The organism is uncultured Campylobacter sp., from assembly GCF_938030685.1.
Classification (GTDB): Bacteria; Campylobacterota; Campylobacteria; order Campylobacterales; family Campylobacteraceae; genus Campylobacter_B.
Window position 1 is genome coordinate 1 of record NZ_CALHHX010000027.1, and the last position, 6,503, is coordinate 6,503.

A 6,503-nucleotide genomic window follows, 5' to 3' on the forward strand; every position below is an offset into this window, starting at 1 on the left:
GGGGGGGGGGGAACGAAAGATCGATTAAATTCTTTTCTTTCCGAGATTGTGATATTCCCCCAGCGCAAGCGATAGCGCGCGCTACCCCTAACGGTAAATAAGCTTTCGTAAATTCGAACGTTATTTCAACTATGACTAATTAAGCTAAAAAGTCTTTTACGCGAAGCAGATCTTGTCCGTTATAAACGGATGTAAAATTATTTTTTCTAGCGCTTCTTATTAGATCTTGCGTGTATTTGTCTAATTGATAGAAGTCGTAGTTATAGTCGTTTGCTTCTTTTAAAAGTTCTTGTTCTTTATAGCCTTCTATCATTCCTTTTATAAAATGATATGGGCTTAGAATAATGCCGATTATTAATCTTATTGCTAATCCCAGTATACTTCCTATTAGCCAAAGTATAGCTTTTCCCAATAACTTAAATAAGGGGGCTGTTAGTCCACAAAATATTGCGAATACTGCTTCTATTAAGCACCATATACATACTATTATTGCTACTATAGCAAACATTGTTTATCCTTTCTATGAAATAATACAAAATCGCTTTCAGATATGATTTTTAATACGCCGGCACTTTTGAAGCCGCCGAAATCATATACACAGTTGTCTATTAGTTTTGGTGTATCGGTAATAACTGCATAATTTGGATAGATCTGTTCTATACAGCTTGTATCGTTACTTTGTAGGTAGAATGATAGATCTTTCGCTATGCTAAAGGCGAAGGGGGTTTTGCCTACTCCGCCTTTTTTATTTAGAATTGAGATAATCATAGGTCTATCCATTTAATAGGCTGTTGTAAATTCAATTTCACAACCCGAAAGACCGGCGTGGCTAAAAGAACCAAGAGTAGATATGTCTGTATCTGAATACATGTATATTGGTTTTTTCAATTTTATAATCTTATCAGGATTTGCGCGATCAAAATTATCTATTGCTTCCTCTGTTAAACCACGAGCGACAGCGCTGCTTACCCTCGGTCGCAAAAATACTTCACTTTTCGTTCCTATGACTTGCAGAATTCCCGTGCCACCTCCATTTTCAGTCGTTACATATTTCATAGGAGGTAGGGATTTGACGGTATATGCATTGACTTTATGTTTTTCATGGCAAAAAGCATCTAATTGAGATGGCGATGTGATCGTCAAAATTGGGTATTCATATTTTTTTGTTGAAGCAATTGTATTATCGACGCTCCCAGTTATAGAATCAATTGCGCTTCCAGTTGTATTTAATACATCATCTATAACGCAGCCAGAGAATGTTAAAGCTACTGTTGTAGCTAAAGCTAGGGTTGAAAGTTTCATTTTATATCCTTTAATTTTTAGATTAAATGTTTGAAAATATTCGATTTTTTAGTTTTGTTTTTAATCAGATATTTGTCAAACATATATTTCAAATCTTGTGAAAGATTTTAAAAAATCGTTAAGCTCTGCGGTAAATTTGCGGCAGAACCTAATCGTTCTTATTCCTAATTATTCCGCAGGTCTTCCGTATTCTTCTCTATACTGCCTTTTTAAGATATATACCTTATCTTTTATTCTTTCTATATCCACATTATAGACAGAGCCCGAAAAGATTCTCGGAACATAAAGCACTTTTACTCTGTCCGACGCTTGAAGAACTTGTTCAAAAATAACGACAGCTATAATAACGGTTACTATGCTAAGTAACGTGGATTTGTTTCCTAAAGAATTTTTCTTTTCATCAGGGATTATACCTCTCTTTGCTGCAACTGTCATATAGATATAACAAAGAATAAATGAAACCAATATAGCCACCACAGTAAAAATTATTAAATGGATCTGCTCTGATATTACTATAATCCTCGTCCATATAAAAAATGCGATAGCGCATATTACAAAGTTAAGAGCCGCAACGGCTAAAACATAGTATTTCCTTAGTTGCTCCATAATTTTTCCTTTCTTGATTAGATTGGCAAGCAGCCACTTTTGCTAAAATTATCGTGGATAAAAAGACTAATCCATAAGTATCTTAATAGGCATATATTGCCGACTTTTTTTGTCATTTTGACGATTTTCCCACCATTATTAAAGATTACTATCTGCATAACTCATATGCACTCCTTTGAAAAATTTCTTGGAATATTAATCACGTATGACTTAACTTAAAACAAAGAAACAATTCCTTTGTAAAAGTTAAAAGTCGGGAATTATTCCTTTGTTGAATAGATAGTAAATTTTCTTGAAAATTCCCATTTAAAAGGTAAAAAATGAGACATAACTTATCACAAAGAGATATAGCGGGAATTTTAAAAATCGATACAAAAACGCTTTATAATTGGCGTAAGAATAAGCCCGAGCTTTACCGTATCGTAATGCTCGGATTTAAATTCGACGAGCTGTTAAAGCAGGCGCAAAAGAATTTAGACGAGCTTCAAGACCTTGCGGAAGGGAATGCCGATTTGCGCCTAAAATGATTTTGTTTATTTCAGGCGCAGCCCGCATATTTGAATGATTCGGGATGGAGTAGAGTAGGTCTTATTCCAACGCGGAGATTGATATCAAAACAGCGGCGTTATGGAATTTAAATAATCCCCATACCATTGCATAAGCGTTGCAATCTGCTCTATGGTAGCCTTTTTGCGCTCGTATGATCTTTTTACTTCGTTTGGCTCTACGTGCGCTAAAGCGCTTTCTATACCTTCTTCTGTTATGCCTAAGCGGTATAGCTGCGCTTTATGCGTAGAGCAAATGGTGCGGAAGGTGGCTCTAAAGCCGTGAGAGGTAGCTCTGCCCCTGTACTTATCCTTGCCGCCTAAATTTCTTATAGCTTTGCTTATGCTATCTCTGTGTAGATGACCTTCTGCGCTAGCAGACGGAAAGACGAATTTGTCATTGCCACTAAATAGCTGCTGCTCTTTTAAAATCTTTATGGCGTATGAGCTGAGCGCTATTTGATGAGCGGTCCTCGACTTCATCTCTCTTGCTTTGATAGTCCAAATCCCCTTTTCTAAGTCTATATCATCCCACTTAGCGCTTGCAGTATTGCCAGGACGATTGACGCAAAGGATTTGCAGATATAAGGCTCGTTTGGTAGCTAGATCTAGTTTATCGTCCGTTTTTAGATCGTCAAGGAATTCCTTTATATCCACACTTCTTCTGTTAAGGCGGGGTATTCGACATCAATCTCACGGTTTCTATTATATCGACGGGAAGTAGGAAATTGTTTGTGTAGCATAGCGCAAGGATTGCGTCCCATATATTCATCATCTATGGCTATATCGAAAACTGCACCGCAATAATATATTAAACGATGAATAGTCTCTAATCTGCTTTCTTTGTTGTTTGGATTAAAAATAGCTTTAAAAATCTCTAAAAGCTCATCTCTCTTTATGCTTTTAACGTCTCTATCGCCTAATTTAGGTAGTATGTAAGTAGAAACCATATTAATGATTTTGGCTATATAACCTGCGCTACTTCCTTTTCTACGTTTCTGCTCTATAAGCTGATCGAATAGGCTTTTAAATTTATATTTATCCGACTTGCCTAAGATTGCGTCTATCTCCTTACCTTGTGCTAGTTGAGCCAAAAGAGCGTTGGCCTCCCTGCGTGCTTCTGCTACGGAGTAGATACCCGGGCGGAATTCCTTTAGACTGACTATCTTATCGCCTGCTAAACGCAAGAAAAAGGTTTTTGTACCGCTAGGATGGACGAAAAGATAAAGCTCTTTTGGCGATCCGACGGCTACTTTGTATCTTTTATCCTTTGCCTTAAGGTTTTTAATTTCCTTATCGGAAAGATGCGCCTTAGATATATTTGCCATAATACCCTCCTAAAATGGGAAAGTCCCTTAATGGAAAAGGGTCCCTGAATTAGTCCCTTATTTTTTCAGAAGTAATTATACTACAAACAAAAACAAAAGAAGAGAAAAATAATCGAAATATAAGATAAGCACCTATATACGGGAATTGAAGAGAAGTAAAAAGAAATGATTGAAACTTAAAGATAGCTTAAATGGTGGTCCCGATTGGACTCGAACCAACGACTTCCACCATGTCAAGGTGACACTCTACCAACTGAGTTACGGGGCCAAAAAGAAACGGCAGTATATCAAAAAAATCTCTCAATAGCAAGCAAATTTTAATTTTTCGTAAAATTCCGCCGAAATTTTATACAAGACTCCGCCGTGACGTAAAACGCCGTCGAATTCTACGCGAAATTTCACGATATTGCCGAAACCCCGCGCAAAATTCTATCCCGCAACTAAATTTCGCAATCCCGCGCGGAATTTTATCCCATTACTAAAAATTCGCAATCCCGCGTAGAATTTTATCGCGCTTGCACGACACTCGCGTGTTTTGCCCCAGCTTATTCTGCTCCGCTTTGTTTTATCTAGTCGCTTTGCTTCACCCCGCCTCGTTTCATCTGCTGCCTTACTTCGTCCTGTCTTATTTTGCCCGCTTGTCTCGCTCCGCCTTGCGCCCGTTAAGACGTCCAAATTTTTTCATTCAGCCTTAGAATTTTTACGATTTGTAGCATCGCGTCCAGATCCGCTTTGATATCCTTTGCGATGCGAGCATTGAGTATCGGCTGATCCAAGCTCGGCTCGAAACTATCCGCGTCGCGAGCTATCGCTATGTAAATTTTATTTTGCTTGAAGCTCAGCGAGATATCCGATTTCACGAGCTGTTTAAGATATAAAATTTTCTCCATCAGCGCAGGCGTCAGAACATACATAACCGTCATTGCGTCGTTTGCATAAATCGTAAAATTTTGATTGAAGTCCGCGTTATCTATTGGTATTTCGCGACCACCCAGTAGTTTGTGCCGCAACTCAGACGGCGGCAGTGTCGTATTCGAGAAAACAAAAACGTCGGAGCGGATTTTTTTATTAAAATTTGCCACGAAAAAGGGTCCTTCGAAAAATATGGCGTAATTATTTTTAAAAATAAATGGAATTCCCGTACCGATGTCTTTTTCTAGTCTTATATCGCAAAATATAAAATCCACTCCGTCCACGTTCGCGCAAACCAGATCATCCGCGCGAAATCTATCAAATCCGTCAAATATCTCGCTTACTCTTACCTCTTTTTCCTGAAAAAGCGCGCCCATTTTATACGAAAAGCCCAGGCTTTCGATATAGGGCTTGAGATAAAGCTCTTTGTAGCGCATCAAAAATTGCTCGGTTTTACGCTCAAAAATCCACTCGTAAAATTCGTCCCGCATGGCGATTATTGCTAAAATAGACATGACCAAAAAAGATAAGCTTTCTATGCCAAGATCGAGTTTGGGAAAATCGAGAAAGATGATTATCAATGCGAGCGCAAGCATCGGACCGAAAACCACGAACGCTACGAGATAACTTAAAATTTTCCAAAGCTTGCGACTTTTCTTAAGCCGTTTGCGCTGCTTTTCTAAATCTATTACGGTTTTAATATCCACGCCCAACCTCTATTTATTAAATTTAATGGCGCAACCTTGCGGCACAGCGTAAATCTGCGCCCGATACGGCGCGATTTTGGTGCGTTCCGCTTGGATGCCGCCACATTTTACAGCTGCTTGCGCGAGCCGCGCGTTCCGTTTATTCGCCATGCCCTACCTTGTTTTGCCCGCTTGCCTCGCTCCGCCTTGCGCACGCTAAGACGTCCAAATTTTTTCATTCAGCCTTAAAATTTTTACGATTTGCAGCATCGCGTCCAGATCGATTTGTATCTTACTCGCGAGCCTATCACCGCGTATCGGTCTATTTAGATCGGGCTCAAAGCTATCGTATCCGCGAGGTATTTTTATATAAATTTTACTTTTTCTGAAGCTAAGCGCGATCTCCGATTTCGCAAGCGTTTTCAAAAATAAAATTTTCTCCATCAGCACGGGCGTGAGTACATACGCTGCGGCGACCGCATCTTTTGTATATACCGCAAAAGATCTGTTAAATTTCGCGTTATCCATATTGCAAGATCTTGCACCGCTTTCCAAGACGCCGTGCGGTAGCTTTATTTTTCTTGGAAGAATAAAAATGTCGGATCTAATCTTTTTATGAAAATCGGCTGCGAAAAAAAGACCTTGAAATATCTCCATTTCCTTCTTTTCATAAGTCAAAGTGAAAAAACTATCATCTATAGTCTCTTTAGACATCCAAATATCGCAGAAGCTAAAGTCCACACCGTCTATGTTTCCGTATATCAAATCATCTCCGCCAGAATTTGCATATTGATTAAAAAGCCCGCTTTGCAGGATGTCTTGCTCTTGGGTTACGGCGCCGAATCTATTGTATTTGTATCCTAGACTTTCGATGTATGGCATTATATAGAGGGCTTTGTATTGCAACGCGAATTCTCGCGTTTTGACTTTGTAGGTTTTTTCGTAAAATAGCTTATAAGTAAAATATAGCGCTATGCTTAGACCAAATAAAAGATACGGCATTCCCAAAGGTGTACCCTCTTGGCTAGCCATATATCTCATTAAGAAAACCGCAGGGATAAATATCGCACAGGCTTTAAGCAGGCTTATTATTTTCCATTTTATGCGGCTTTGCAGCAGCTTGC

At 38.9% G+C, this 6,503-nt stretch carries 8 protein-coding genes, 1 tRNA gene and 1 pseudogene; 1 reads left to right on the forward strand and 9 read right to left on the reverse strand.

Annotation, left to right across the window (positions count from 1 at the left end; genetic code table 11):
• Positions 1–139: 139 nt before the first annotated feature.
• The 4 genes and pseudogenes from Q0369_RS01290 to Q0369_RS01305 form a co-directional block, all read right to left on the reverse strand.
• Complete coding sequence (locus Q0369_RS01290; protein ID WP_298094922.1) at positions 140–508, reverse strand: hypothetical protein; 369 nt, start codon at positions 506–508, stop codon at positions 140–142.
• A gap of 20 nt (positions 509–528) precedes the next feature.
• Positions 529–768: pseudogene (locus Q0369_RS01295) on the reverse strand (hypothetical protein); the annotation flags it as partial.
• A gap of 12 nt (positions 769–780) precedes the next feature.
• The gene (locus Q0369_RS01300) at positions 781–1,302 is read right to left on the reverse strand and encodes a hypothetical protein (protein WP_298094924.1); all 522 of its coding nucleotides are present in this window, start codon (positions 1,300–1,302) and stop codon (positions 781–783) included.
• Positions 1,303–1,470: 168 nt separating this feature from the next.
• On the reverse strand, positions 1,471–1,908 hold the full coding sequence (locus tag Q0369_RS01305) for a hypothetical protein (RefSeq protein WP_298094927.1): 438 nt from the start codon (positions 1,906–1,908) through the stop codon (positions 1,471–1,473).
• A 320-nt stretch (positions 1,909–2,228) separates the two neighbouring features.
• On the opposite strand from Q0369_RS01305, the gene Q0369_RS01310 reads away from it, so the two are divergent.
• Positions 2,229–2,435 (forward strand): transcriptional regulator, encoded by a 207-nt coding sequence (locus Q0369_RS01310; RefSeq protein ID WP_297962191.1) that lies wholly within the window; start codon positions 2,229–2,231, stop codon positions 2,433–2,435.
• A gap of 84 nt (positions 2,436–2,519) precedes the next feature.
• On the opposite strand, the gene Q0369_RS01315 is transcribed toward Q0369_RS01310, so the two are convergent.
• The 5 genes from Q0369_RS01315 to Q0369_RS01335 form a co-directional block, all read right to left on the reverse strand.
• Positions 2,520–3,110: a site-specific integrase gene (locus tag Q0369_RS01315; RefSeq protein WP_298094930.1), complete on the reverse strand. Its 591-nt coding sequence runs from the start codon at positions 3,108–3,110 to the stop codon at positions 2,520–2,522.
• Positions 3,101–3,781 (reverse strand): DUF4102 domain-containing protein, encoded by a 681-nt coding sequence (locus Q0369_RS01320; RefSeq protein ID WP_298094932.1) that lies wholly within the window; start codon positions 3,779–3,781, stop codon positions 3,101–3,103. Before Q0369_RS01320 ends, Q0369_RS01315 begins: the two co-directional genes overlap by 10 nt.
• A 192-nt stretch (positions 3,782–3,973) precedes the next feature.
• Positions 3,974–4,049: transfer RNA gene (locus tag Q0369_RS01325), tRNA-Val, on the reverse strand.
• Positions 4,050–4,443: 394 nt separating this feature from the next.
• Positions 4,444–5,400, reverse strand: a complete 957-nt coding sequence (locus Q0369_RS01330; RefSeq protein ID WP_298094937.1) for a DUF3137 domain-containing protein — start codon at positions 5,398–5,400, stop codon at positions 4,444–4,446.
• Positions 5,401–5,595: 195 nt separating this feature from the next.
• Positions 5,596–6,503: DUF3137 domain-containing protein (locus Q0369_RS01335; RefSeq protein ID WP_298094940.1), on the reverse strand; the 908-nt coding region annotated here is incomplete at its 5' end.

Excerpts from the sequence above, each read along its gene's own strand:
- Q0369_RS01290 (WP_298094922.1), bottom strand. The coding sequence starts at position 508 with ATGTTTGCTATAGTAGCAATAATAGTATGTATATGGTGCTTAATAGAA.
- Q0369_RS01300 (WP_298094924.1), bottom strand. The coding sequence starts at position 1,302 with ATGAAACTTTCAACCCTAGCTTTAGCTACAACAGTAGCTTTAACATTC.
- Q0369_RS01305 (WP_298094927.1), bottom strand. The coding sequence starts at position 1,908 with ATGGAGCAACTAAGGAAATACTATGTTTTAGCCGTTGCGGCTCTTAAC.
- Q0369_RS01310 (WP_297962191.1), top strand. The coding sequence starts at position 2,229 with ATGAGACATAACTTATCACAAAGAGATATAGCGGGAATTTTAAAAATC.
- Q0369_RS01320 (WP_298094932.1), bottom strand. The coding sequence starts at position 3,781 with ATGGCAAATATATCTAAGGCGCATCTTTCCGATAAGGAAATTAAAAAC.